General features: G+C 69.0%; 15 protein-coding genes and 4 pseudogenes. 8 read left to right on the forward strand and 11 right to left on the reverse strand.

The annotated features are described in order from the left end of the window. Window positions 1-14: 14 nt before the first annotated feature. Both ACHMW8_RS15295 and pepN read right to left on the reverse strand, forming a co-directional pair. Complete coding sequence (locus tag ACHMW8_RS15295; RefSeq protein WP_395443017.1) at window positions 15-2,555, reverse strand: ATP-binding protein; 2,541 nt, start codon at window positions 2,553-2,555, stop codon at window positions 15-17. Between the two features lie 213 nt (window positions 2,556-2,768). Beyond that, window positions 2,769-5,360, reverse strand: a complete 2,592-nt coding sequence (pepN, locus tag ACHMW8_RS15300) for an aminopeptidase N (RefSeq protein WP_395443018.1) — start codon at window positions 5,358-5,360, stop codon at window positions 2,769-2,771. A 105-nt stretch (window positions 5,361-5,465) separates the two neighbouring features. Between pepN and ACHMW8_RS15305 the strand changes: the two genes are divergently transcribed. Further along, a complete protein-coding gene (locus ACHMW8_RS15305) occupies window positions 5,466-6,374 on the forward strand; it encodes a lysostaphin resistance A-like protein (protein WP_395443019.1) in 909 nt (302 codons plus the stop codon). A 104-nt stretch (window positions 6,375-6,478) separates the two neighbouring features. After that, window positions 6,479-7,129 carry an OmpW family protein gene (locus ACHMW8_RS15310; protein WP_395443020.1) on the forward strand — a complete coding sequence of 217 codons (651 nt, stop codon included), beginning with the start codon at window positions 6,479-6,481 and terminating at the stop codon, window positions 7,127-7,129. Here ACHMW8_RS15310 and ACHMW8_RS15315 read toward each other — a convergent pair whose 3' ends face one another. Next, the gene (locus ACHMW8_RS15315) at window positions 7,130-7,681 is read right to left on the reverse strand and encodes a hypothetical protein (protein WP_125156370.1); all 552 of its coding nucleotides are present in this window, start codon (window positions 7,679-7,681) and stop codon (window positions 7,130-7,132) included. Window positions 7,682-7,824: 143 nt separating this feature from the next. Between ACHMW8_RS15315 and ACHMW8_RS15320 the strand changes: the two genes are divergently transcribed. From ACHMW8_RS15320 to ACHMW8_RS15345, 6 genes and pseudogenes are all read left to right on the forward strand, one after another. Continuing rightward, window positions 7,825-8,940 (forward strand): acyl-CoA dehydrogenase family protein, encoded by a 1,116-nt coding sequence (locus ACHMW8_RS15320; RefSeq protein WP_395443021.1) that lies wholly within the window; start codon window positions 7,825-7,827, stop codon window positions 8,938-8,940. Window positions 8,941-8,955: 15 nt separating this feature from the next. Next, entirely contained in the window at window positions 8,956-10,179 is a 1,224-nt protein-coding gene (locus ACHMW8_RS15325) for an acyl-CoA dehydrogenase family protein (RefSeq protein ID WP_395443022.1), read from the forward strand. Window positions 10,180-10,440: 261 nt separating this feature from the next. Beyond that, window positions 10,441-12,072: pseudogene (locus ACHMW8_RS15330) on the forward strand (tetratricopeptide repeat protein); the annotation flags it as partial. Continuing rightward, a pseudogene (locus ACHMW8_RS15335) lies at window positions 11,981-13,379 on the forward strand (hypothetical protein). The pseudogenes ACHMW8_RS15330 and ACHMW8_RS15335, both read left to right, overlap by 92 nt. After that, window positions 13,376-13,927, forward strand: a complete 552-nt coding sequence (locus ACHMW8_RS15340) for a hypothetical protein (RefSeq protein WP_125156375.1) — start codon at window positions 13,376-13,378, stop codon at window positions 13,925-13,927. Before ACHMW8_RS15335 ends, ACHMW8_RS15340 begins: the two are co-directional and overlap by 4 nt. After that, the gene (locus tag ACHMW8_RS15345; RefSeq protein ID WP_125156376.1) at window positions 13,921-14,100 is read left to right on the forward strand and encodes a hypothetical protein; all 180 of its coding nucleotides are present in this window, start codon (window positions 13,921-13,923) and stop codon (window positions 14,098-14,100) included. Before ACHMW8_RS15340 ends, ACHMW8_RS15345 begins: the two co-directional genes overlap by 7 nt. Before the next feature lie 3 nt (window positions 14,101-14,103). On the opposite strand, the pseudogene ACHMW8_RS15350 reads toward ACHMW8_RS15345, so the two are convergent. From ACHMW8_RS15350 to ACHMW8_RS15385, 8 genes and pseudogenes are all read right to left on the reverse strand, one after another. Continuing rightward, window positions 14,104-15,700, reverse strand: a pseudogene (locus ACHMW8_RS15350) (amidase). Continuing rightward, window positions 15,700-16,489, reverse strand: a pseudogene (locus ACHMW8_RS15355) (acyl-CoA thioesterase). The pseudogenes ACHMW8_RS15350 and ACHMW8_RS15355 overlap by 1 nt, the downstream one beginning before the upstream one ends. A 65-nt stretch (window positions 16,490-16,554) precedes the next feature. Beyond that, complete coding sequence (locus ACHMW8_RS15360; protein ID WP_395443023.1) at window positions 16,555-18,231, reverse strand: M56 family metallopeptidase; 1,677 nt, start codon at window positions 18,229-18,231, stop codon at window positions 16,555-16,557. Beyond that, a complete protein-coding gene (locus ACHMW8_RS15365) occupies window positions 18,228-18,614 on the reverse strand; it encodes a BlaI/MecI/CopY family transcriptional regulator (protein WP_395443024.1) in 387 nt (128 codons plus the stop codon). The genes ACHMW8_RS15360 and ACHMW8_RS15365 overlap by 4 nt, the downstream gene beginning before the upstream one ends. Before the next feature lie 97 nt (window positions 18,615-18,711). Then, the gene (locus tag ACHMW8_RS15370) at window positions 18,712-18,918 is read right to left on the reverse strand and encodes a hypothetical protein (protein ID WP_125156381.1); all 207 of its coding nucleotides are present in this window, start codon (window positions 18,916-18,918) and stop codon (window positions 18,712-18,714) included. Window positions 18,919-19,064: 146 nt separating this feature from the next. Beyond that, a complete protein-coding gene (locus ACHMW8_RS15375) occupies window positions 19,065-21,281 on the reverse strand; it encodes a DPP IV N-terminal domain-containing protein (RefSeq protein ID WP_395443025.1) in 2,217 nt (738 codons plus the stop codon). A 65-nt stretch (window positions 21,282-21,346) separates the two neighbouring features. Further along, window positions 21,347-22,225, reverse strand: coding sequence for a polysaccharide deacetylase family protein (locus ACHMW8_RS15380; protein ID WP_125156383.1), 879 nt, complete (start codon window positions 22,223-22,225; stop codon window positions 21,347-21,349). 3 nt (window positions 22,226-22,228) lie between these two features. Further along, window positions 22,229-23,392, reverse strand: a complete 1,164-nt coding sequence (locus ACHMW8_RS15385; RefSeq protein WP_395443026.1) for an SGNH/GDSL hydrolase family protein — start codon at window positions 23,390-23,392, stop codon at window positions 22,229-22,231. Window positions 23,393-23,643 lie beyond the last annotated feature (251 nt).

The following is a 23,643-nucleotide window of genomic DNA, read 5'->3' on the forward strand; positions in this document are numbered from 1 at the left end:
GGGGAGGCGGGAGGCTAAGCCGCCACGAAATCGCGGGCGGCTTTGTGTTCGCTCTGGCGGACGGGCAGGGTGAAGCTGACCGTGGTGCCTTCGCCGGGCTGGGAGTGCATCTCCAGCAGGCCGTCGTGCATGGTGATCAGCGACTTGGTCAGGGCCAGGCCCAGGCCCGTGCCCTGCGTGGTCTTGGAGAACTGGCTCTCGACCTGCTCGAACGGCTTGGCCAGGCGCGCCAGGTCTTCCTTGGCGATGCCGATGCCGGTGTCGATGACCGACACCTTGACCTTGTCGCCGAACGGATCGCGGCGGAGCTCAGCGCTGACCGTGACGCTGCCGGCGCGCGGCGTGAATTTGATGGCGTTCGACAGCAGGTTCAGCAGCACCTGCTTGACGGCGCGGTAGTCGGCCTCGATCTCCGGCAGGTGCGGGAACGCGACATTGAGCTTCAAGCCGGCTGCCTCGGCGCGGTTGCGGACCAGGCGTACGGCGTCCTCGGTCACGTCCTCCAGGTGCATCGGCTCGAACTTGAGGTTCATCTTGCCGGCCTCGATCTTCGACATGTCGAGGATGTCGTTGATCAACGCCAAGAGGTGCTGGCCCGACGAGTGGATGTCCTGGCTGTAGCCCTTGTAGCGGGCGTCGCCCAAGGGGCCGAACATCTCGTTCATCATGATTTCCGAGAAGCCGTTGATGGCGTTCAGCGGCGTTCGCAGCTCGTGGGACATGTTGGCCAGGAATTCGCTCTTGGCCTTGTTGGCGCTCTCGGCCTTGACCTTCTCGGTCTCGTACTTGCGCGCCAGCTCGGCCAGCTGTTCCTGGCTGCGTTCCAGGCCGGTGATGGCGTTCTGCAGCTGCTCTTCGTTCAGGCGGCGGGCTTCTTCCTGGGTCTTGATCGCCGTGATGTCGGCGGCGGTCATGACCAGGCCGCCTTCGGCCGTGCGGCGCTCGCTGATCTGGATCCAGCGGCCGTCCATCATCTCGGCCTCGCGCACGCCCCTGGCGCCGTCCGGTGCGGGGTGGTCCTGCTTGATGGCCAGGGCCGCGAAGCGGTTGACCTCGGCGCGGGCGGCGCCGGGCTTGAGCAGCTTGGGCTCGAGCGAGAAGACACTGCGGTAGTTGCGGTTGCACATCAGCAGCCGTCCTTGGCGATCCCAAAGGACGAAGGCTTCCGACACGCTTTCGATGGCGTCGCGCAGCCGGTTCTCGGCGGCCTGGGCGCGGGCCTGGGCCAGGCGTTCCTCGGTGACGTCCAGGGCGACGCCGATGATGCGGACATAGCCGTCCGCGCCGGGCTTGCCGAAGCCCTGACCGCGGGCGTCGATCCACAGCGAGCGCGCGCCATGCTCAGTGGCCGGCACGCGGAACGAGACGTCGAAGGCGCCGTACATGGCGGCGTTGGCCAGGGCCTGGCGCACGCGCTCACGGTGGTCGATCGAGATCCGCTCCAGCAGGTCCTGGCCGGAGACGACGCCGCCGCCGCCCCAGCCGAACATCGCGCCGGTGACGTCGGACAGAAAGACCTGGTCGGCGTTGAGGTCCCATTCCCAGATGCCGCAGCGGGCGGCTTCGACGGCCAGACGGAAGCGCTGCTCGCTGTCGATGAACTCGCGGTGGGCGACCTCGGCTTTGCGGCTCTGGATCATCAGCAGCAGCGCGAGCGCGATGCCGACGGCCAGTGGGGCCAGCAGGTTGATCGCGCCTTCCATGACCTGCCGGTCGACATTGGCGACGCTGTGGGTCGGGGCGGCGGCCAGAACCAGCAAGGCGCCCTCCGCCACCGGGCGCACCGCGATGTCCAGCGCCGCGCCATCGGCGGCCTGGCCGCGCAGGGCGACGGGACCGCCGACGACATCCTCGGGCGACAGGGCAAAGGCCTCGCGGATGGTGGCGGCGCCCTGCGCGGCGCGGCCCCGGGCGGCGATCAGCGCGCCGCTGGGCAGGGCCAGGGCTCCGCTGTCGCCCTTCTCGGGCTCGTCGATCAGGCGCGTGGCGTCGCCGCTGGCGATGACGAAGGCCCGGGTCTTGTCGAGGGGGGCGGTGGTGGCGACGTAGAGTCGGCCGGTCTCGCCGACCGAGCCGGTCCAGGTGGTGCGGCCCGAGGCGGCGGCCGCCTGGGCCGCGCCCTTCCAGTCGGCGCCGTCGTCGCGGCCGGCGACCGAGACGACGCCGGAGGGGCTGACCACGGCGACGGCCGCGGCCTCGCCGCCGGCGGCGCGCAGAGCGGTCTCGGCGGCGTCCATGGTCGCGCCCGGATCGCGCTTGAGCATATCGGCGGCCGCCGACAGACCGGCGCGCTGGGCGGCGAGGTTGGCCTCGACGCGCCCGGCGATCAGCCCGGCCTTGGCCGACAGCGGCGCGCCGCCCGGCTGGGCCGAGGCCTCCTGCTGCAGGCGCTTGACGCCGAAGGCGGTGTAGACGGCCAGCAGCAGCAGGGCCGCCAGGATGGCGACGCGGATGAACCCTTGCGACGGGGCCTGGACGGACTTGGCGCGCACGGCCGCGGGCGCGGTCGGTCCGGCGGACGCCGTCCCCCCGTGTCTCGCTAAGCCCGTGTCCAAACTGCGCGGCTCCCGTCGATCCCCGGAGCGCGCCAGGGCGCGCTCCAATCCCAAATCCGAGGCCTGTCAGCGACAGACCTCGGGGCGAGTCACTTCGCCGAGATGGTGAATCTACCGTACCGCAAACCGCTCCGTCACCGCCGGAAAGGCGGATTCGGCAAGTGTGAGCCTATTGGTCGCAACTCAAGGCCGAACGAATCCCGAAAAGCGGCGTCAGCCAAGCGCCTTGGTCGCCAGCTCCAGCACGTTCTTGGACAGGTCCGGGTGGGCCGCGACCCGCTCCAGCTGCTCGCGCATCAGCTTGCCCAGTTCGGGTTTGTAGCGCCGCCAGTTGCCCAGGGGCTCGACCAGACGCGCGGCCGTCATCGGGTTAAAGCCGTCCACCGCCAGGATCTGATCGGCCAGGAAGCGGTAGCCCGCGCCGCTGGGGTCGTGGAAACGCGCCGGATTGAAGTTGGCGAAGGTCGAGACCAGGGCCCTCAGGCGGTTGGGGTTGGTCGGCTCGAAATCCTCATGCTTCGTCAGGGCGATCACCCGGTCCAGGGCGTCCTCGTTCGGGTCGCGGCCTTGGACGGCGAACCATTTGTCCAGCACCAGCGGCTCGTTCCGCCAGGCGCGATGGAACTTGCTGAGGGCCAGGTCGCGGGCCGGGCCGCCGATGGTGACCAGGGAAAAGAGGCCGCCCATCGCGTCGGTCATGTTGCGGCCGGTGTTGAAGTGGGCGGTCAGGCGCTCCAGGTTGTCGGCGTGAGGATCCGAGCACAGCACCTCGGCGCAGGCGTTGCGCAGGGCGCGGCGGCCGGCGGCTTCGGCGCTGGCCGAGAACTCGGCGTCGCTTTGCATCTCGCCATGCAGGCGGCGCAGCAGGTCGCCCAGATGGACGGCGACGCGGGTGCGCAGGGCGTTGCGAGCCTCGTGCAGGGCCGGCGGGTCGGCCGCCTCGGACATCAGGGCCAGGTCGGGCTCGGACGGCAGGGCCAGCAGCAGGGCCTTGAAGGCCGGCTCGGCGGCGTCGTCGACCAAAGCCCGGCCAAGGGCGTCGGCGTAGCGCTCCTCGCCGACCTCGTCGGGCGCTCCGGCGGCGCGGGCCAGGATCAGGTCGCGGGCCAGGGTCTGGCCGGCCTCCCAGCGGTTGAACAGGTCAGGGTCCGAGCCGAACAGCACATAACGCTCGGCCGGTCGCGCATCGGTCGACAGGTTCACCGGCGCCGAGAAGCCGCGGAGGGCCGACAGCACGGGCTCGCTGGCGACGTTGTCCCAGCGAACCGTCAGGGTGTTTCGGTCCAGCAGCACCACCTCGGTGTCGCGCAGCACCGCGCCGGTCTCCGACAGCAGGCCGATCGCGATCGGGATCGGCAGGGGCTTCTTGTCCGGCTGGCCCGGTGTGGGGGCGGTCGACTGGGTCAGCGTCAGGGTCACGGCCTGGGCGTCGGCGTCATAGGCGGTCTCGATCGTCACCGCCGGGGTGCCGGCCTGTTCGTACCAGCCGAAGAAGTCCGAAAGGTCGCGGCCCGACGCCTCGGCGAAGCACTCGATGAAGGCCTCGACCGTGGTCGCCTGGCCGTCGTGGCGCTCGAAGTAGAGGTCGCTGCCTTTCCGGAACGCCTCGGCGCCCAGGATGGTCTTGAGCATGCGGATGATCTCCGAGCCCTTCTCGTAGATCGTCGCAGTGTAGAAGTTGTCGATCTTCATGTAGCTGGACGGCCGCACCGGGTGGGCGAGGGGACCGGCGTCCTCGGCGAACTGGCGCGCGCGCAGGGCTCGGACGTCCTTGATCCGCTGCACCGTCGCGCCGCGCTGATCGGCGCTGAAGCTCTGGTCGCGGAAGACCGTGAAGCCCTCCTTCAGGCACAGCTGGAACCAGTCGCGACAGGTGATGCGGTTGCCCGTCCAGTTGTGGAAGTACTCGTGGGCCACGACCGCCTCGATGCGCTCGTAGTCCAGGTCCGTCGCGGTCTCCGGATCGGCCAGGAGCAGGGAGCTGTTGAAGATGTTCAGCCCCTTGTTCTCCATGGCCCCGAAGTTGAAGTCGCGGACGGCGACGATCATGAACAGATCCAGGTCGTACTCGCGGCCGAAGGCCTCCTCGTCCCATTTCATCGCCCGCTTGAGGCTGTCCAGGGCGTAGGCCGCGCGCGAGGCCTGGCCGGGATCGACGAACACCCGCAGCGCCACTTCGCGACCGCTCATGGTGAGGAACTTGTCGGCGAGCACATCCAGGTGACCGGCCACCAGAGCGAACAGGTAGCAGGGCTTGGGGAAGGGGTCCTCCCACTCGGCGAAGAACCGATTGTCCTCCAGCGCGCCGGAACCAACCAGGTTGCCGTTGCTCAGCAGGTGCGTGAACTCGCGACCGGCCTCGATGCGCACGCTGTAGCGGCTCAGCACGTCGGGGCGGTCGGGGAAGTAGGTGATCGTGCGGAAGCCCTCGGCCTCGCACTGGGTGCAGAAGCGGCCACCCGACATGTAGAGACCCATCAGGGCCTTGTTGGCCGAGGGATCGATCTCGACCTCGGTGGTCAGGACGAACTGGTCGGGCAGGTCCGGGATCGTCAGGCGCTCGGCGTCGACGACATACTGGTTGGCGCTTAGGCCTTCGCCGTCCACGGCCACCGACACCAGCTTCAGCCGCTCGCCGTTCAGCACCAGCGGCTCGTCCTTCGCGCCGGTCCGGCGCACCGCGAGTTCGGCCTTCACCCGGGTCTGCGACGGATGCAGGTCGAAGACCAGCCGGGTCGTCTCGATGGTGAACGGGAACGGACGATAGTCCGCCAGACGGACGGCTCGGGGCGTGTCGGTGCGCATCCGTCCAACTTAGTCGTACCGGGCGACCTCCGCGAGAGGACCTTGACGGCCAAGCCCAAATTAATGGTCAGTGCCGGCTTGAGCTTAGGCGGGAGGGGCTTGGCGATGACGAGCGAAATCACGGGCGATCAGGCGGGGCTGGAAGTCGGGCGCAAGCGGTTCCTGCACCCGGGACCGCTGCGTTGGCTGCGGGCGCTGGGCTGGATGGTTCTGCTCTTCGTGCTGTTCAGCATCGTCTATGCGGGCGCCCAGATGGTGGCCAACCCGATGTTCAAGAAGGGCGGTCATCTCCTCGAAGTGCTGGAGGTGCTGGCGATCTGCTGCGCGGGTTTTGGCCTCTACGCGGGCGTGGTCAGGCTGGCCGAGGGGCGATGGCCGGAGGAGTTGGACCTGCGGCGGATGCCGGTCGAGCTGGCCATCGGCCTGGTGATCGGAGCGCTGATGCTGAGCGCGGCCGTGGGCGGTCTCTATCTGCTGGGCGTCTACGACATCAGTGGTCCGCGCGCGGCCTCGGCCTGGGCGACCGTCGCCATGGCCATCGAGTCCGGCTTCATGGAGGAGCTGATCATGCGCGCCATTCTCCTGCGTCTCCTCATGCGCGCCTTCGGGATCTGGCCGGCGCTGATCGTGCAGGCGGCCCTGTTCGGGGCGTTGCACCTGGCCAATCCCAACGCCACGCCGGTCGCCGCCGCGGCCATCGCCGTCGAGGCGGGGCTGATGCTGGCCGGCTTCTACCTGTTGACCGGACGTCTGTGGATGTCGGTCGGCGTTCACGCGGCCTGGAACTTCACCCAGGGCTGGGTGTGGGGCGCGTCTGTGTCGGGCATCCCCGTCACCGAGAGCTGGCTGGTCAGCAAGCCCAAGCCCGGCGCGCCGGAATTTCTGAGCGGCGGCGCCTTCGGCCCCGAAGCTTCGCTGCCGGCCATGGTCGTCGGCACGCTGGTGGCGATTATCGTGCTGTGGCTGGCCTGGAAGCAGGGAAACTTCAAGGCGAGGCCGGACGCGACTACGTAATAACCGCAGGTTTTTTGTGGTCTTTTCTTGAGCCGCGTCAACGAAACCGACCCGACACAGGCGCAAACCCCTTTCGACACAACGAGGTCGTAAAGGGGATACCGATGACCACCAAACTCTTCCTGGCCCTGACCGTGGCCGCCGGCCTGAGCGCCGCGCCTGCTTTCGCCGCCGAGCCCGTGACGCCCAAGGCCAAGGGCGACATCGTCCTGAACGTCCGGGTGACCGACGTCGCGCCGGATGCGGGCGATCCGATCCTGACCGCCGCCGGCGCCGCCACCGGCCTGAAGGCGGACGTCAAGGACGATATCAAGCCGACGATCGGTCTCAGCTACTTCCTGACCGACAAGCTGGCCATCGAAGTGATCGCCGGCACCACCCAGCACACGGTCAAGGCTGTCGGGCCGGGCACGGATGTCGCCGTCCACAAGACCTGGGTCCTGCCGCCGGTCGTCTCGCTGCAGTATCACCCGCTGCCGGGCGCGCGCTTCAGCCCCTATGTCGGCGCGGGCCTGAACTACATGCTGTTCTACAGCGGCAAGGACAAGAACGGCTTCACGGTCGATCTGGACGACGGCTTCGGCTACGCCCTGCAGGCTGGCGCGGACATCCCGATCAACGCCGCCTACAGCCTGAACCTGGACGTCAAGAAGATCTGGTTCGACACCGACGCCAAGATCAACGGCGGCGCGCTGAAGTCCAAGGTCAAGCTTGACCCGCTGGTGTTCTCGGTCGGCTTCGGCCGGCGCTTCTAACTAGTCCGAGCTCGGTCCGGCGGCGGGCGCTTCCTGCAGGTAGCGCTCGATCGCCGCGATCTTGTGGGCCAGGCCCGTCAGGGCCGGCGGCGCGTCCTCGGGACTGTCGGCCACCAGGGTCAGCAGTTCCCGGGCGATGGCGCGCAGGCGCGGGGCGCTGGCGATCAGCCGGGCTTGATATTCCATCTTGTGCGGGTCGCGGTCGTACTCCGCGCCCGGCGTGCGCCAGCCGCCCCAGTCCTGGGCGTCGGTGACCACGACCGGATAGGTGCCCGGATAGGGATGGTGGGCGCAGTCGCCCTCCTGCTGCCACTTGTTGCGGGCCCGCAGCACTCGCCAATTGGAGTCGAGGCCGCCATCCTGCGCATCGACCTTGTCCTCGGCCTTCAGCTCGTGGGCCTGGAACTCGCGGTTCAGCCCGACATCGTAGGTGACCCGCACGGGCTCGTCGAAGCCCTTGGCCCAGATGGGCACGATCCTGTCGACCGTGGCCCAGCAGCCGACGCTCTCGACCCATACCCTCTGGTTCTTCTGGAAGACGGTCTTAGCCATGCCGTTGAGTAACGTCCGAATGCGCTGACAGGCGCGCATAAGAACCTGAAATTCTTGACGCCGGGTCAATCTTTCCCTTCGCGTGAACGTCGTTCAGTGTGACTCCCGCGACCCGCCGAAGAGCGCGGTCCAGGGAGGCTCCAGTGGATTTCGACTATTCCGACGACCAGAAGTTCCTGAAGGACGAGGCGCGCAAGTTCCTCGCCAGCCATTGCGACGTCGCCGTCGTGCGCGGCGTGCTGGACAATGCCGACCGTTCGTTCGACGAGAAACTCTGGAAGGGCGTCGCCGAGCAGGGCTGGCTGGGCGCCTCTATCCCCGAAGAGCACGGAGGGCTGGGCCTGGGGCGTATCGAGCTGTGCGCCATCGCCGAGGAGTTGGGCCGCGCCGTCGCGCCGATCCCGTTCGCCTCCACCGTCTACATCCTGGCCGAAGGGATCATGGCCCACGGCGCGGACGGCCAGAAGGCCGCGATCCTGCCGCGCATCGCCGCCGGCGAGGTGATCGGCTGCCTGGCGACCTCGGAAGGCCCGGGCGTCGTGGGCCCGAACACACTGCAGTGCCGGGTCGAGGGCGGCAAGCTCTCGGGGACCAAGATCCCGGTCACCGACGGCGACGTCGCCGACACCGCGCTGGTCCTGGCCAGTGACGGCGGCCGTCCCGGCCTCTACTTGGTCGACCTGAAGCAGGCGAGCGTGAAGCGCGAGACTCTGAAGAGCCTCGATCCCACGCGGGGCGTGGCCAAGATCGTCTTCGACGGCGCGGTCGCCGAGCGGGTGGGGGAGGCCGGAGCCGGCTTCGACATCGTCCAGGCGATCCTCGATCGCGCCGCCGTCCTCCTAGCCTTCGAGCAGCTCGGCGGCGCCGATCGCTGCCTTGAGATGGCCAGGGAATACGCCCTGGGCCGCTACGCCTTCGGGCGCGTGATCGCCGGCTACCAGGCGATCAAGCACAAGCTGGCCGACATGTACGTCAAGAACGAGGTCGCCCGCTCCAACGCCTATTACGGCGCCTGGGCCCTGAACGACGACGCGCCGGAACTGCCGATCGCGGCCTCGGCCGCCCGCATCGCCGCCTCGGAAGCCTTCTGGTTCGCCAGCAAGGAGAACATCCAGGTCCATGGCGGCATGGGCTTCACCTGGGACGTCGACTGCCACCTCTATTACCGTCGATCGCGGCAGCTCAGCCTGGTGGCCGGCGCGCCGAAGCTCTGGAAGGAGCGGCTGGTGAGCGAACTCGAAAAGAAGAACGCGGCGTAAGGCGAGGAAACGACTATGGATTTCAACGATTTCCCCGAGGAAGCCGCCTACCGCGAGAAGGCCCGCGCCTGGCTGGCCGAGAACGCCGCCGCGCATCGCGCCAAGTTCGGCGAACTCAAGCCCAACACGCCCGAGCACATGGCCGCGGCCAAGGACTGGCAGGCCACCAAGGCCGCCGCCGGCTATGCCTGCATCACCTGGCCCGCGGCCATCGGCGGGGGCGGCGGCACGCCGATCCAGTCGGTGATCTTCGGCCAGGAAGAGGGCAGAGCGGGCCTGGGCTATGGCTACTTCACCATCGGCCTGGGCATGTGCGTGCCCACGGTCATGGCCTTCGCCGACAGCGAGACCAAGAAACGCTTCGTCTCGCCCGCCGTAAAGGGCGAGGAGATCTGGTGCCAGCTGTTCTCCGAGCCGGCGGGCGGCTCCGACGTGGCGGCGCTGCGCACCCGCGCCGTCAAGGACGGCGACGAGTGGGTGATCAACGGTCAGAAGGTCTGGACGACCGGCGCCCACTATTGCGACTACGGCATCCTGCTCACCCGGACCGACCCCGATGTGCCCAAGCACAAGGGCCTGACCATGTTCTGGATCGACATGAAGGACGCCGCCGTCGAGTGCCGGCCGATCCACCAGATGTCGGGCGGGCGCGAGTTCAACGAGGTCTATTTCACCGACCTGCGCGTCAAGGACAGCCAGCGCCTGGGCGAGGTCGGCGACGGCTGGAAGGTGGCCCTCGTCACCCTGATGAACGAGCGCCTGGCGGTCGGCGGCTCGGCCGGTCCGAACTATCGCGAGGTCATGAAGCTGGCCCAGGATCTCGCCGGCCCCACCGGTCCGGCGATCAAGGACCAGGCGTTCCGCGAGAAGCTGGCCGACTGGTACGTGCAGTCCGAGGGGCTGAAGTTCACCCGCTTCCGGACCATGACCGCCCTGTCGCGCGGCCAGACGCCGGGGCCGGAAAGCTCGATCGGCAAGATCATCTCGGCCAACCAGTTGCAGGAGATGGCCAACACCGCCGTCGAGATGGAGGACCAGTACGGTATCCTCGTCGATCCCGACCAAGCCCCGGCCGAGGCGGCGTTCCAGCAGAGTCTGATGTGGGCGCCGGGCCTGCGCATCGCCGGCGGCACCGATGAGATTCTGAAGAACATCATCGCCGAACGGGTGCTGGGCCTGCCCGGCGATGTGCGCGTCGACAAGGATGTGCCGTTCAAGGACATGCCGACCGGGCGCTGATTTCGTCGAATCTTCGTCTTCCGTCGATACACTGAAGCCGACAGCTGACGAGGTTAGCTGTCGGCTTCTCGATGTTTGGGAAGATGTTCAGTGCGCGGTGAAGTCGCGCGAAATCCGGGAAATTCGCCTGCCGGGCGAACCCGGACTGTCGTGACAAAGTCTTCATTGCTGGATGGGTTGAGCTGAGCTTGACAGTCATCACTCCCGGGCACATGAGAGATCATTGTTTTATGGTTAACGGGCTGGGCTGAAGGGGGATTCATGCGCGAGGCCGGCGACGCATTTGCGCGCCTTCGGATGCTCCGTGGAGCGGCCGAGCGCGCGTTCGCCAGCCGCTCCCCCTGCTGCGTCGCGCCCCGGTAGGCGCGATCGTGGCGGCGGTGGTGATCCCCCTGGTGGGCTGCGACACGGGCCCGGGCTTCTGGTTTCACAAGCGCGCCAGCGCGTGTCCGCGGCCGCAGGCGGCCCAGGGCGTATCGGGCCAGTTCAACCAGCAGCAGCAAGAGATTCGCGCCCTGCGCCAGGGCGGCTTCCGCGGCGACTTCTTCGCCCAGTTGGAGCTCGCTCGCCGCTACGAAGGTCAGCGCGCGGTCGACAAGAACCTCGAGGATCCGGTCGAGGCGGCCGTCTGGTACGCCATGGCCCTGGCTAACGCCGGCGGCTACGCGCCGATCTCGTCCTATGAGCGCCGGGGCTCGGAATCGAAGGCCGTGTCGCGCTTCGACGACTGCCGCGCCTTCGAGCGCCGCAGCGCCTATTTCGCCCTCGACCGCCTGCTGTCGCGGATGTCGACCGAAGAGCGCGAAAAGGTCCGCAACCGGGTGATCTACGTGCTGTCGGCCCAGGGCGCCGACGGCTTCCGGACCTTGGCGCGCATCCACGACGCCTATTTCGGCCCCTTCGGCGAGCCGTCCGACAACCTCCAGGCCATCCAGGCTTACGGCAAGCCCAGCCAGCCAGGCGCGCCGGCCGCGTTGGACCTGTTCCGCCGCAACGACGTCGACGCCTATCTCTACAACTATCTGGCGGTGCAGACCGGCGATGTGTCGGCCTATGTGATGCTCAAGGATTTCGAGCGCAGCTCGCCGCAGCGGGCCTCCTACGGTTCGTTCGTCGAGACCAAGGCCAAGCGCTGGATCCCACCCTACGAGTTCTATCCGCCGGAATCGCCGACTCGGGCGTGCCGCACTCCGACGAGTCCGACCTTTCGGGCGAGGCGCGCGAGGCGGCGCTGAGCCGGATCAACGAACTACCCTTCGTCCATGTCGCCGAGGCCCTGGCGTATCTGCGGGTGATCCCGTCGGCGGTGCTCGACGAGAAGCTGCTCAGCGTCAATGACGCCCAGACGCTGGAATCGATGCTGGGCCGGCCCGCCAACGGGCGACTCTCGTCGATCGAGAAGGTGCGGGCGATCCAGTACGCTGCGGTCAACGGCTCGTCCAAGGCCCAGCTGGTGCTAGCGGTGATGTACTCGGAGGGCGTCGGCGTCCCGCGCGACTACGCCCGGGCCTATCACTGGTACGAGGAAGCCGAGCGCCAGGGCTCGGCCGAGGCCAAGTACGCCATGTCGACCTTCTTCTCCCTGGGTCTGCAGGGCGTGGCGGATCAGGATCGCGCCAAGGCGGTGGTCTACCAGATCGATGGCGCGCTCTCGGGCTTCAAGCCATCGGCCTATCGGCTGCAACAGCTGCTGGCCCAGGTCTCGCGGCCGCCCCGGCCCGCGGCCGATCGCGGCCGTCCGTACAGCGAAAGGGACTTCTAGATGCGCAGCCTCAGCCGCCTGCTGGCGCTTTGGGCCGCCTTGATCCTCGGCGTCGCGGCCGCCGCGCCCGAGATCGCGATCGCCTCGCCGGACGCCAAGATCGACCAGCAGATCCGGCCGTGCTTCGGCCTGCTGATCCAACCGAACCTCTCGCAGGGCTGCAAGGTGCGCTACGCCAAGCCGCGTCCCTGCGCCCGCGGTTATTACCGCTCACGTGGCCGCTGCGTGGCGGGCGGCGGCTATGGTCCGGGCTATGGCGGCTACGCCCCGCGCGAGATCAACTGCGACTATGCTTATCCGGGCCAAGTCTCGCAGACCCTGGCGCGGCTCTATGACGGCGACACCCTGACCCTGACCTCGACCAATGGCGGGGCCTGCGTCGACTCGCTGAACATCACCCAGTCGGTCAGCATCGTCGTGCGCAACTACTCGCCCGGCCTGGACCGTCCGATCCTGGTGGCCCCGACCGGCCAGCCCTGCATCCGCATCCAGCCGGGCGTGCAATATGTCGTGCTGGAAGGCCTGGGCATCGAGGCCTCGCGCGCGGGTTCTTCCTCGTGCATCACCGGCCGCGCCACCGAGATCGCCCTGAAGAACGTCACGGTCCGCTATGACGGCGACGCCTCGGCCTTCGACGTGGGCGACAGCCGCATCGAACTGGCCGGCGTGGCCTTCATCGGCCGCACGCGCTCCGCCGTGGTCAAGGCCACCGGCACGATCATGGCCCAGGACGTCGAGATCGCCGCCGCCGCCATCGGTGGGGCCTTCGAGACCTCGGGCGACAGCCGCCTGCGCGACATCCGCATTGTCCGCCTCGGCGACTGGACAGGCTCGTCGCGCACCCGCAACTCGGCCGGCTTCGTGCTCAGCGGCATGAACCGCCAGCAACTGGTGACGATCGACCGCCTGTATGTCGATGGCTTCTCGCGCGGCGTCTATATCGGCGGCGGCGACGAAACGACCCCTGCTGCGCCCCGTGGTGCGCGACAGCGACTGGGCCGTGACGGTCGAGAACGCCAACCTGCGCCTCAACGAGGCCGAGCTGGAGGCGACCGATGTCGGCCTCTACGTCGCCTCGGGCGTGGTCTACGCCGCCAACAACAAGATCGTCGGGGTCATGCGCTCAGGCATCTATGCCGACGCCGGCGGCCAGATCCGCGCGGTCGACAACCGTATCTACGCCCGCCCCGAGGGGTGCAAGGCGCTGGTCAGCGGCTTCTTCGACGGCGAGCTGACCTGCCGCCCGTGGTTCGAGGCGCCGGAGCTCTATCGCACCCAGCGCGACCGGGCCCGCCTGGACTACGACGCCTACTGGCCGGCCCAACCCATCGGCCCCGCGCCGCTGGCCGTCAGCGCCGGTCCCGGCGACTTGGCCAATGACGCGGCCGCCACCGGCCTGGCCGGCGCGCCGCCGCAAAAAGGGGGAGCCCCCAAATGAGCAAGCTGGTCCATGGCCTGGTCGCCGCCGCCGTCGCGGCCTCGGCCCTGATCTCGACCCCGGCCTTCGCCCAGCAGGGCGGCGGCTACGCGCCGACCTATGCCGCCCCTCAAGGCCCTCCACAGGGCTACGCGCCCAAGCGTCGCGACATTTGCGGCGCGCCGATCACCGGCCAGGCGCCGGACATCATGACCTACGACAGCGCCACGGGGACCCAGGTGTTCGTCGGCGGGACGCGGGGCGGCGGCACGGATGTGGCCGCCTATAACGCCCAGACCGGATCGGCCGCAGGCCTGTCGGGCGATCTCAGCCGCCCGGGCCTGGTGTCGTCCTGCGCGGTCGACGGCCTGACCGGCGAGTCCTACGGGGTGACCTCCGACCGTCCGGGCCAGGTCACCCTCAGCGGCCGCGACGATCGCGGCGAGCGTTACCAGTTCACCCGCGCCGACGGCCGGACCGACGTCTGGGATCCGCGCTACGAGAACTACTGCTTCCGGTCGGGCACGGGCCTGTTCGGTCCGCCCAGCGCCGGCGGGCGTCGATGCTGAGGCCCGCGGCCCTGCTGATCCTGGCCGCGCTGACCGTGGCGGCCTGCGCGGACGGGCGTCCGTACGCGCCATACGACCCGCCGTCCGGCCCGCCACCGCCCTCGGCCCCGAACCGGCACGAGGTCACGCCGCCGCCGCCGTCGATCGAGGTGGTCCGACCGAAGGTCCCGTAGGCTTTAAGGCGCGATCGTCTTGATGAAGGTCGGCGCCTTGCGGTGGTGCGTCGCCTGCTCATAGGCGTAGCCCAGGTTCAGCAGCAGCTTCTCGCTCCAGGCCGGACCGATGAACGACAGGCCGACCGGCAGGCCGGTCACGGCGCCCATCGGCACGGTCAGGTGCGGATAGCCGGCCACGGCGGGCAGGGTGGTCGACGAGCCGCCGTAGTTGTCGCCGTTCAGCGGATCGATGGTCCACGCCGGGCCGGTGGTCGGGGCGATGATCGCCACCGCGCCGGTGTCCTTCAAAATTCGATCGACGCCTTCCGGGCCGGCCAGACGCTTCGAGTCCGCCAAGGCCTTCAGATAGTCGGGATCGGTCAGGCCCTTGGTCTTCTCGGCCTTCTCGAAGCTCTCCTGGCCGAACCACTCAAGCTCTTTCGGGGTCGCCTTGTTGAAGGCGATCAGGTCGGCCAGCGTACGGCTGGGGACCTTCTTGGGATCGGTCGATCCCAGATAGGCGGCCATGTCGGCCTTCAGCTCGGTGTAGAGCACCACGCCCTCGGCCTTGCCGATCGGGCCCTCGTCGAAGTCCTTCACGTCGATCAGGGTGGCGCCCTGGGCCTGAAGATCCTTCAGCGCCTGCTCGAACACCGCGTCGGTCTTGGGCGAATAGCCGGTGTAGAACCGCGCCACGGCCAGCTTGACGCCCTTCAGCGAGTCCTTGGAGAGGCCGGCCGCATAGTCGGTCTTGCGGGCGTCGGCCTCTTTGGTCGCGGGATCGGCGGGGTCGCTGCCGGCGATGATGGTCAGCACCTTGGCGGCGTCCTCGACCGTGGTGGTCATCGGGCCGGCGGTGTCCTGGCTATGGCTGATCGGCACGATATGGGTGCGCGAGACCAGGCCCACGGTCGGCTTCAGCCCCACCAGGCCGTTGATCGCCGCCGGGCAGGTGATCGAGCCGTCGGTCTCGGTGCCGATGGCCATCGGGGCGAGGCCCGCCGCCACCGCCGCGCCCGAGCCGCTGGACGAGCCGCAGGCGCTGCGGTCCAGGACGTAGGGGTTGCGCACCGTGCCGCCGACCGCGCTCCAGCCGCTGATCGACTTGCTGGAGCGGATGTTGGCCCATTCCGACAGGTTGGCCTTGCCCAGCATGACCAGACCGGCGTCGCGCAGACGTTTGGCGATGGGCGCGTCGCGGCCGGTGACGTTGTCCTTCAACGCCAGAGAGCCGGCGGTCGTCGGCAGCGGATCGGCGCTCTCGATATTGTCCTTCAGCAGGATCGGGACGCCGTGCAGGGGCGAGCGGACCTTGCCGGCCTTGCGCTCGGCGTCCAGGGCCTTCGCCTCGGCCAGGGCGTTGGGGTTGGTGGCGATCACCGCGTGCAGGACGGGGTTCTTGTCCTTGATAACCGCCAGATAGGCCTTGGTCGCCTGTTCGGCGGTCTGCGCCGAGGCGCTCCCGGTCAGGAAGGCGACGGCGGCGGCGCCAGCCAGAAAGGCGAACTTGGTCATGAAGCGTGTCCCCCGAACGGCCGCGCCTCGAGCGCGGGCCGGTGCGGAGGATGAGGTCAAAAATCCACGATCGCCAAGGCCTCGCGGCCCGTTCGCGCGCGATCAGGCGAAGACCGCCACGTTCTGGCGCGCCAGGACCAGCGGGTGGCCATTCCGGTCCCACAGGTGCATCTCCTGGGTGGAATAGCCTTCGCCAACGGTCTCGGCGCGCGTGCGCAGCAGGCGCCAGCCGTCATCCTCCTCAGCGGGCAGGCCGACGACGTCCATCGCCCAGGTCATGGTCGAGATCGGGGCGAACTGGGTGAACAGGGCCATGGCCGGGGGCGGCGGCATGTCGGCCAGGGCGATGAGGGCCGACAGCGAGCGGGCCGCCGGGTCGCGGTGACGGATCCACAGCAGGTATTCGGGGTCCCCACCGGCCAGCGGTCGCGTGCCGCCCGCCTTGCGCACCTCGAACTGGGCCGAGAAGTGCGGCGCGCCTTGGCGGCTTTCCGGGAAGAAGGATTCGCAGGCCTCGGGCGGCACGACGTCAGGGGCGGGGACCTCGCTATGCGACAGCGTCGAGGCCCGCGCCGCGCCGAAGGTCAGGACTCCGTGGGTGGCCACGCCCTGCTCGCCGACCAGGTCGACAGCGACGAACAGGGTCGACTTGCCCTGGCGCAGCGGCTTGACCTGGATGGCCAGTTCGCCAGACGCGGGGCCGACGAAGGCGAACTGGGCCGAGCGCAGGGGCGGCGCCTCCGGAAAGGTGCGCTGGGCGGCCTCGACGCAGAGCGCCGCCGAAAGGCCGCCATAGGTGGTGCGCCCCTGCTTCCAGTCGTCGGTGACGAAGGCGGAAAAGCCGGAACTCGGTGGCGGCGACGGCGGCGATCAGATCGGTATAGAGCGTCATGCGAAAGAGGTTCGTTTTCTTTCGCTACGGAAGTCAAGCGCCGTCGTCGCCTCGGATTGGGGATCTCAGCTTGGCTTGCGCGACCGGGCTTCCAGCTCGTCGGCCCGACGCTCCATGTCCTTGGCCTTGTCCGGCAGCGTCTCGGCCAGCTCGCGCAGTTCGGCGTCGGTGACGACGCCGCCGCGCTCGCGGTTCTCGGCGATCTGCTTGGCGCGATAGGCCGGGTCACGCAGGCGGACGGCTTCCTCGCGCATCTGCTGAGCGCCGCGCCGCATCTGCACCGCGCCAGTAGCCATGTGGATGCGGGCGTTGGCCACCTGGCGCATGGCCTGCTCGCGGGCCCGCTCGCCGATGATCCGCGCCTGCTCGCCGGCGAGGCGAGCCTGTTCGGCGCCTCGGCGCGCGCCTTCGGCCGCCTGGCGGGCGAGGTCGGCCTGGGCTCGGGCGTCGTCCGCCAGGCGGCGGGTTTCGTCGGCGTGGATCCGTTGCTGGTCGGCCTGGCGGCGCGCCAGGTCGGCTTCGATGCGAGCCTGGTCAGCCTCGATGCGGGCCTGCTGGGCTTCCGCGCGCGCCTGGTCGGCGGCCATGCGCTCGGCGGGCGTCGCCTCGCGGAAGTAGCTGTAGAGGTAGCCGGACTTGTAGGCCGGCGGTTCGGGCGGCGGGGCAGGGGGCGCCGGCGGGGTCGGCGCGGCGGGCGCGCTGACCGGCGGGGCGGGTGGAGCCGGGGGCGCGGCCATCGGCGCGGGCGGCGACGGGGGAGTTGGAGGCGGCGGCGGAGCGACCCATTCCTGGTGCGTCAGGCCCAGGGCGGCCAGCGGCGTGGCGACGGCGGCCAGGGCGACGACGCTGAGGGCGACGGTCACGGGGCGACGACGTGAAGCGGTGTGGGTCATGATGTGGGCGATCCTTGTCTTCAGCGTGCGGGCGCTGGCGGCCATCGCGGTCGCGGGACGCGGGCTCATCAGGCGGGCGGTGGGGTGAGACGCCAGGCGCACCAGCGTCCGGGCGTAGAGGGTGCGATCGACGGTCTCGAGCGCGACGGCGTCGGCGGTTTCCTCCGACCGTTCGGCCAGCACGGCGTGCAGGCGCCAGACCAGGGGATTGAACCAGAACACCGCCAGGGCAAGGCGCGACAGGATCAGGAAGATCCAGTCCTGGCGACGCAGGTGGGCCAGTTCGTGGGCCAGGATGGCGCGGGCGGCCTGCCGCTCGTCCAGGCTGGCCGGGTCGACGACGATGAAGCCCGGCGCGACGCCCCAGCTGAGCGGGCTGGCGACGCGCTGGCTTGCGATCAGGCGCGGACGGTCTTCTTCCGGCGAAAGCTCTTCCAGGGGCCGCAGCCAGTCCCGCTGTTCGACCGGACGGCCCTGGCGGGTCCAGCGGTCAAGGGTCAGCAGGCCCAGCAGCAACTGGCCGACCACGGCCGCCACGCCCAGCAGCCACAGGCCGCCGACCATCTGGGCCGAGGGCGGCCAGGATGGGGCGACGGGAGCCGAAGCGGCGTCGGCGGCCATGCTCGCGCCTTCCGCCGGGACGTAGGGCGCGATCGGCGGCAGCAGGGCCAGGTCCAGGGTCGGCAGAACATTCATGATCACGGGAATGGCCAACAGCAGGCCGACCGTGGCGCGAAGGATATCCACGCGGTCGATCGGTCGCTGGGCCAGGAAGCGGGCGCAGGCCAGGCCCGCGCCGGCGACGAGGCTGGACTTGACCAGCAGCGACAGGAGAAGCGTCCAGGTCACGACCGATCCTCCGCCGGCCGCTCCACGGCCTTGTCGATGACCCGCTCCAGGGCGGCGGCTTCCTCGGTGGTCAGGCGCTGGCCAAGGCCAAGCAGGGCGGTGGCGGCGCTGGCGGCCGAGCCGGCGAAGAAGGTGTCGATGACCCGCTTCAGCGCGCTGGCGGCGACGGCCTCGGGGCGCGGGGCGGGGCGGTAGACGAAGCCGTCGGGACCGGCCTCGCGCTCGACCAGGCCCTTGGCCTCCAGGCGCGAGAGCATGGTGCGGATGGCCGAGTCGCTGATCGGGTCGGACAGGGCGCTACGCACGTTGGCGACGGCGCCGGTCTCCAGGCGACAGAGGGTCTCGAAGACCTCGCGTTCGCGTCGGGGCAGGGATTCGATCATGGCGGCTTCCGCTATCCGGTGTCCGCTACATGTGTAGCGCTACGTCTGTAGCGCGACTAGCCTGCGATGCGTGAATTCGGCGTAATGTCGGAGCGGCCTAGTGCAGCGTCGTACTGGCCAGCATCCAGCTGGAGAACGTGCGGTTGTCGCGTTCGTCGCGCTGTTCTTCCAGCGCCATCTCTTCCAGCATGATCGCCGCCAGCAGCCATTCCTCGAGCTCCGAGGCGGAGGCGCGGCCGTCCTCCAGCGCTTCCTTTACGGTCGCGATCAGCTGCTCGATGGCTTCGTCGGTGGTCTTCGCCATGGCCCGCTCCTCCAGGATCAATACTGGCGGAGTTTAGAGAGTGGTTCGCGGTTCAGGCCCGCGACAAAGTGGCGTCCGGGTGGCGCATTCCGTCGCGGCCCCGCTCGACCAAGGAGCCCTTGGATGCGAGCGGGGCGCGGAAGGGGCTACTGGCCCTTCAGCTTGCGGTCGAAGAACTCCAGGTGCGTGTTCAGCACGCTGAGGCCCTTGGTCTTGCTGCCGGGCGCGCTGTGGCGCTCGCCAGGATAGAGCGCCATCTCGAACGGGATGGCCTTCCTCTGCAGGGCCGCGATGACGCGGGTGCTGTTCTCGAAGATCACGTTGTCGTCGGCCATGCCGTGCAGCAGCAGCAGGCTGCCGGGCTTCAGCTTGTCCAGGCGGGTATTGATGTCCGAATAGGCGTAGCCGGCCTTGTTGTCGGCGGGCGTCCCCATGTAGCGCTCGGTATAGGCCGTATCGTAGAGGCTCCATTCGGTCGGCGGGGCGCCAGCCGCGCCGGCCTTGAACGGGGTGTTGTCGGCCGTCAGCAGCATCAGGGTCATGAAGCCGCCGTACGACCAGCCCATCACGCCCAGCTTGTCGGGGTCGACATAGGGCAGGCTTTGCAGGAACTCGGCCCCCTGCAGCTGGTCGTCGACCTCCACCGTGCCGAGGTTGCGGTCGAGGGCGCGCTTGAAGGCCGCAGAGCGATTGCCGCTGCCGCGGTTGTCCAGCTTGAAGACCACGTAGCCGGCTTCGAGATAGGTGCGCTCGCTCGGGCTATGCCAGCTCTTGGTGACGCGCTGGGCGTGCGGGCCGCCATAGACCGAGACGATGGCCGGGTACTTCTTGGCCGGATCGAAGCCGATGGGCTTGAGGATCTCGTAGTACAGGGCCGAGCCGTCGGCGGCCTTCAGTGAGCCGTATTCCGGAACCGGCAGGGTCGAGGCGTAGGGCCAGTAGGCGTGGCCCTCGGCCAGCTTGTTTTCCTCGATCCAGCGGACCCGCTTGCCGTCGGCCGAATAGAGCGCGGTCTGGGGCGGGGTCTTGGGGTCGCTGTAGGAGCCCGCGAAGGCGCCGCCCGCGTCGGCGACCTTGGCCGACCACCAGCCGCCGCCCGAGGTCAGAGCCTTGGGCTTGCCGGGCTTGGCGTAGCTTACCTCATAGATGCGGCGCTCCAGCGGGCTGTCCATCGAGGCGCCGAAGATGGCGACCTGACGGGTCTCGTCGACGCCTTCCAGCCTGTCGACCGGCCAGTCGCCCTTGGTGATCTGGGCGATGAGCTTGCCGTCGGCGGCGTAGCGGTAGAGGTGGCTGGCGCCGTCCCGCTCCGAGCCCCACAGGAAGGTGCCGTCCTTCAGCGCCTTGAAGTTGTCGAGCAGCTCGATGAAGTGCGGGTCGGTCTCGGTCAGGATGGTCTTGCCCGCGCCGGTGGCCGGGTCGAAGGCGATCAGGTCCAGGGTCTTCTGGTCGCGCGACAGGCGCTGGACATAGACGGTCTTGCCGTCCTGGGCCCAGGCGACGCGGGCGACATAGATGTCCTTGTTGGCGCCCAGGTCCAGTTGCACGACCTTGCCCGAGGCCAGGTCGCGGACGAACAGGTCGACCACGGCGTTGGGGCGGCCGGCGCGCGGATAGCGCTGGTTGACCACCGTGGCGCCGGTCGGGCCGATGTCGGCGCGTGGCACGATGTCGACGCCGCTCTCGTCGACGCGGGCATAGACGATGCGAGCCTCGTCCGGGCTCCACCAGTAGCCGGTGGCGCGGGAAAGTTCTTCCTGGGCGATGAACTCGGCGACGCCGAACGACAGGGCGTCCTTGCCCTCGGTGGTCAGGGCCTTCTCGGGGCCGCCGCTCACCGGCTTGATGTAGAGGTTCTGGTCACGGACATAGCTGACATAGCCGCCCTTGGGCGAGACCTTGGCGTCGACCTCGTCGCCCGGGGTTTCGGTCAGGCGGGTGACCTTGCCGTCGGCGATGCTGTCCAGATAGAGGTCGCCGTCCAGCGGCACCAGGATGAAGCGGCCCTGCTTGTCCCAGCTGTACTCGACAATGCCGCGGGCCGAGACGCGGGCGCGTTCGCGACGGGCCTTCTCGGCCTCCGAAAGTTCCTTGGCCCCGGACGACAGCGCCGCCGAGTCGATCAGGCGATAGGGCTCGCCGCCCTTCACGTCGGCCGCCCACAGATCCTGGACATTGGCCGCCTCGGCCTTGCCTTTCAGATAGGTGACGCGCTTGCCGTCGGGGGACAAGGCCACGCCCTTGGCGGTCGGGCCGCTCAGGCTAGGGTCGGCGAAGACGCGCTGTGGGGTGAGTTTTTCCGCCATGGCAGGGGTGGTGAGGGCGAGGACGGCCGCGAGCGCCGTAAGCGAGGGCTTGATCATGGCGCGGGACGCTATGCGGGAGCGTCGCCATTGTCAGCAGGGAAGTTGTTGCGGGGCTGAAACGCTTAGCGGCACATCCCGTCGAGCGCCTTCACATCCACCGGATCGGGCGGGACCGGCAGACCCTTGGCTTTCAGGGCGTCCTCCAGCGAGGTTGGTTCGGGCGGCAGACCGGGGTCGACGTCGGTTCGGTAGAACGGATGACTCTCGGCCTTGGCGAGGGTCGTGAAGCCGAAGCCCTTTCTGGCGTAGAGCTTGTAGAGGCGGGGCGCCATGCGCGCGTCGAAGGCTCCGCCATGCATCAGCAGCACATAGGGGATGTCCGCGCCGTACAGCGTCTTGCTCATCGCCCGCGCCCGGTCGGCGACGGCGGCGGCGGCGTCCAGATAGCGCTTCTCCAGCTCGACCACGGCGGCCTTGTCGCCCTTGGCCATGCAGCGGGCATAGGGCTCGTTGAAGGCGTAGTCGGCGAAGCTCATCGTCACGCTGGCGATCTTGTAGTGGTTGGCCGCCAGCCAGGCGCGGACGGCCAGGCGCTTCTCGGGCGTGTCGCCCTCGGACAGGAACGGATAGCGCAGCCAGCGCCAGTCCTCGGCGGCCATGAGGTCCTTCAGCATCGGCTCGTTGCGGGCGGCCTCGGCGGCGAACTGTTCGGGCGTCAGGTCCTTCAGGTTCTGGTGCGACCAGGTGTGGTTGCCAAGGGGCTGGTCGGCGTCGCGCCACATCTTCAGCACCGGCGTCGAGGTCGGCTCGCGCTCGGTCTGGACGCCGTTGATGAACCCGAAGGCGGGGGCCTTGGCGTCGGCGGCCGCCTTCAGCAGATCCGCGGCGACCTGCACGCGCGTGACGCCGGGCGGCAGGGCGCTGTGAGCCGGCAGGTCGTCCCAGGTGAAGGCGATGACGGGCGCCGGGGACGCTAGAAGAAGGACTGCGGCGGCGATCATGGCTTAGTTCCCGAACAGGCTCAGCGGAACGGCGTCCGCCATGGCCTTGTAGCCGGCCATGTTCGGATGCAGGCCGTCATTGTCATAGGCGGATAGCAGGTGGGTCGGGTTGGCGGGGTCGCGCAGGGCCTTGTCCCAGTCGATCACGCCGTCGAAGTTGCCGGGCGCGCGGATCCAGGCGTTGATCGCCTGGCGGTCGGCCTCGCTCTGCGGTCCGGGATGGTAATAGGCCGAACGGCCATAGGGCAGGATGGTCGCGCCGATCACCTTGACGCCCCGGCCATGAGCGCGGTCGATCATCTGGCGGTAGCCGGAGATGACCTGCTCAACGAGGGCCTTGTGCGCTTCGGGCGTGGCGGGCGCCTCGCGGGTCAGGGTCCCCAGGTCGTTGACGCCTTCCAGCAGCACGACGTGGGTGACGCCGGACTGGCTGAGCACGTCGCGCTCGAACCGCGCCAGGGCGTTGGGACCCAGGCCGTCGAGCAGCACGCGGTTGCCGCCGATGCCGAGATTGAGCAGGCCAATGTTCCTGCCCTTCAGGCGTTCGATCAGGCCGTCGGTCCAGCGCAGGTTGGTGTTGGGCTGGACGCCGTAGCCGTCGGTGATGCTGTCGCCCAGCGCCACGACCGTCTTGGCCTTGGCCGAGACGATGTCGACGCTGGAGATCTGCAGCCAGCGGTCCGCGGTCTTGGCGCCGGGAAGATCGGGGGCGGCCACGTGGTCGCCGGCCAGGATGTAGGAGGTGGCCCGCGAGCCCGGGTGTCCGGTCTGGACGCTGGGCGCGGCGGCGTAGTGGAGGCTGATCGCCAGGCTGGTCAGCGGCGCGACCTTCAGGCTCACCGGGTCGGACCAATAGTCGGCGCCGGCGGGAATGGTCACCTCGGCGCGGCCGGAGAAGGTCAGGGCGCGGTCCGTGGCCGGGTCGATGCGGGCGCTGGCGAGATCGGACGAGACCGCGACGTGGGCGGCCTTGATCGTCAGCGGCGCGGTCCCGAAGGCATTGGAGAGGCGCACCCGCAGCGTCTCGCCGCCCAGGGTCAGGCGCACGATCTGGCGCAGGGTGGTGTCCGGATAGTCCTCGGCGGCGAGGCGATTCTTCTCGTCCGGCGCCGATTTGGGCGCTGGCCCAGGCGCCGACCCAGCGGGGAGACTTGATCGGCTCGGCATGAACCGGGAAAGCGAGGGCCAGGGCCGCGCCGAATACGGCCAGCCGCGCGAGCATCTTCATCGACGTTTTCTCCCCACTCCGACTTTGCGGCATCGGTAGCGGTAACATTGGTATGACCTCTCGCGGTCGCCGTAAAGCGCCGCCGTTCGCGGATGATTGTCGAGGCCACATGCGGCAGGCCGTCGCGGCCGTCGAAAAGAGGTTGCGCCATCCGGAGTGTTAGCGCTATCAGAGATCCGTGAGGCGCCGA

The organism is Caulobacter sp. UC70_42, from assembly GCF_044056025.1.
Taxonomy (GTDB): domain Bacteria; phylum Pseudomonadota; class Alphaproteobacteria; order Caulobacterales; family Caulobacteraceae; genus Caulobacter.

What these genes read in the sequence shown, in the direction of transcription:
- ACHMW8_RS15310 (WP_395443020.1), top strand. Translation starts at nt 6,479, where the DNA reads ATGACCACCAAACTCTTCCTGGCCCTGACCGTGGCCGCCGGCCTGAGC.
- ACHMW8_RS15365 (WP_395443024.1), bottom strand. Translation starts at nt 18,614, where the DNA reads ATGATCGAATCCCTGCCCCGACGCGAACGCGAGGTCTTCGAGACCCTC.
- ACHMW8_RS15305 (WP_395443019.1), top strand. Translation starts at nt 5,466, where the DNA reads ATGACGAGCGAAATCACGGGCGATCAGGCGGGGCTGGAAGTCGGGCGC.
- ACHMW8_RS15380 (WP_125156383.1), bottom strand. Translation starts at nt 22,225, where the DNA reads ATGATCGCCGCCGCAGTCCTTCTTCTAGCGTCCCCGGCGCCCGTCATC.
- ACHMW8_RS15325 (WP_395443022.1), top strand. Translation starts at nt 8,956, where the DNA reads ATGGATTTCAACGATTTCCCCGAGGAAGCCGCCTACCGCGAGAAGGCC.
- pepN (WP_395443018.1), bottom strand. Translation starts at nt 5,360, where the DNA reads ATGCGCACCGACACGCCCCGAGCCGTCCGTCTGGCGGACTATCGTCCG.
- ACHMW8_RS15345 (WP_125156376.1), top strand. Translation starts at nt 13,921, where the DNA reads ATGCTGAGGCCCGCGGCCCTGCTGATCCTGGCCGCGCTGACCGTGGCG.
- ACHMW8_RS15370 (WP_125156381.1), bottom strand. Translation starts at nt 18,918, where the DNA reads ATGGCGAAGACCACCGACGAAGCCATCGAGCAGCTGATCGCGACCGTA.
- ACHMW8_RS15375 (WP_395443025.1), bottom strand. Translation starts at nt 21,281, where the DNA reads ATGATCAAGCCCTCGCTTACGGCGCTCGCGGCCGTCCTCGCCCTCACC.
- ACHMW8_RS15340 (WP_125156375.1), top strand. Translation starts at nt 13,376, where the DNA reads ATGAGCAAGCTGGTCCATGGCCTGGTCGCCGCCGCCGTCGCGGCCTCG.
- ACHMW8_RS15315 (WP_125156370.1), bottom strand. Translation starts at nt 7,681, where the DNA reads ATGGCTAAGACCGTCTTCCAGAAGAACCAGAGGGTATGGGTCGAGAGC.
- ACHMW8_RS15385 (WP_395443026.1), bottom strand. Translation starts at nt 23,392, where the DNA reads ATGCCGAGCCGATCAAGTCTCCCCGCTGGGTCGGCGCCTGGGCCAGCG.